Origin of the sequence: Paracoccus sp. SSJ, from assembly GCF_030234105.1 — a bacterium.
Classification (GTDB): Bacteria; Pseudomonadota; Alphaproteobacteria; order Rhodobacterales; family Rhodobacteraceae; genus Paracoccus; species Paracoccus denitrificans.
The window spans coordinates 1-1,957 of sequence record NZ_JASSPE010000061.1 but is presented as its reverse complement, the minus strand read 5'-3'; the positions used below and the strand labels follow the sequence as shown (position 1 = coordinate 1,957).

General features: G+C 66.1%; 2 protein-coding genes. Both read right to left on the bottom strand.

Features of this window, described 5'->3' with window-relative positions; all coding sequences use genetic code 11:
• Positions 1-9 precede the first annotated feature (9 nt).
• Complete coding sequence (groL, locus tag QPR87_RS23485) at positions 10-1,647, bottom strand: chaperonin GroEL (protein WP_011749890.1); 1,638 nt, start codon at positions 1,645-1,647, stop codon at positions 10-12.
• A gap of 40 nt (positions 1,648-1,687) precedes the next feature.
• Positions 1,688-1,957, bottom strand: a 270-nt coding sequence (locus tag QPR87_RS23480) for a co-chaperone GroES (protein ID WP_074810630.1), incomplete at its 5' end; no start/stop codon positions are given.

The window sequence follows — 1,957 nt, the reverse complement described above, 5'->3', positions numbered from 1 at the left end:
TGGGCTTGTTTACATCATGCCGCCCATGCCGCCCATGTCGGGCATGCCGCCTGCGGGGGCCTTGGGCTCGGGCTTTTCGGCGATCATCGCCTCGGTGGTGATCAGCAGGCCGGCCACGGACGCGGCGTCCTCCAGCGCGGTGCGCACCACCTTGGCCGGGTCGATGACGCCGAACTTGAACATGTCGCCATATTCCTCGGTCTGGGCGTTGAAGCCGAAGGCCTTGTCCGAGGACTCGCGCACCTTGCCGGCCACCACGGCGCCGTCGACGCCGGCATTCTCGGCGATCTGGCGCATCGGCGCCTCCAGCGCGCGGCGGATGATGGCGATGCCGGCATCCTGGTCCGAGTTCGCGCCGCTCAGGCCCTCGAGCACCTTGGCACCCTGCACCAGCGCCACGCCGCCGCCGACCACGATGCCTTCCTGCACCGCCGCCCGGGTCGCGTTCAGCGCGTCGTCGACGCGGTCCTTGCGCTCCTTGACCTCGATCTCGGTCATGCCGCCGACGCGGATGACGGCGACGCCGCCGGCCAGCTTGGCCACGCGCTCCTGCAGCTTCTCGCGGTCGTAGTCCGAGGTGGTCTCCTCGATCTGCTGGCGGATCTGCGACACCCGCGCCTCGATCTCGGCCTTCTCGCCGGCGCCGTCGACGATGGTGGTGTTGTCCTTGTTGATCGAGACCTTCTTGGCCCGGCCCAGCATGTCGATGGTGACGTTCTCAAGCTTCATGCCCAGGTCTTCCGAGATCACCTGGCCGCCGGTCAGGATGGCGATGTCCTGCAGCATGGCCTTGCGGCGGTCGCCGAAGCCCGGAGCCTTGACGGCGGCGATCTTCAGCCCGCCGCGCAGCTTGTTCACGACCAGCGTCGCCAGCGCCTCGCCCTCGACGTCCTCGGCCACGATCAGCAGCGGCTTCTGCGACTGGATCACCGATTCCAGCAGCGGCACCATCGGCTGCAGCGAGCTGAGCTTCTTCTCGTGCAGCAGGATGTAGGCATCCTCCAGCTCGGCGATCATCTTGTCGGCATTGGTCACGAAATAGGGCGAGAGGTAGCCGCGGTCGAACTGCATGCCTTCGACGACCTCGACCTCGGTCTCCATGCCCTTGTTTTCCTCGACGGTGATCACGCCCTCGTTGCCGACGCGCTGCATCGCCTCGGCGATCTGCTGGCCGATGAAGCTCTCGCCGTTGGCCGAGATGGTGCCGACCTGCGCCACTTCCGAGCTGTCGTTCACCGGGCGGGCGGCGGATTTGATCGCCTCGACCACCTTGGCGGTCGCCACGTCGATGCCGCGCTTGAGGTCCATCGGGTTCATGCCGGCGGCAACCGCCTTCAGGCCCTCGCGCACGATGGCCTGGGCCAGAACGGTGGCGGTGGTGGTGCCGTCGCCGGCCTCGTCATTGGTGCGCGACGCGACTTCGCGCACCATCTGCGCGCCCATGTTCTCGAACTTGTCGGAAAGCTCGATCTCCTTGGCGACCGAGACGCCGTCCTTGGTGATCCGCGGCGCCCCGAAGGACTTGTCGATCACCACGTTGCGCCCCTTCGGGCCAAGCGTCACCTTGACCGCATCGGCCAGGATGTTCACGCCCTTCAGCATCCGGTCACGCGCGTCGCTGTTGAACTTAACTTCTTTCGCAGCCATTTCGAAATCGCTCCTAGAATGGGTTATCGGAAGGGGACGATCAGGCGATGATGCCCAGGATGTCGCTTTCCTTCATGATCAGCAGCTCTTCGCCGTCGACCGTGACCTCGGTGCCCGACCATTTGCCGAAGAGCACCCGGTCGCCGGCCTTGACCGCGGGCGCGATCAGTTCGCCCGAATCCTTGCGCGCGCCTTCGCCAACGGCGATGATTTCGCCCTCGGCCGGTTTCTCCTTGGCGCTGTCGGGGATGATCAGCCCGCCCTTGGTCTTTTCGTCCGACTGGACGCGACGGACCAGAACACGGTCATG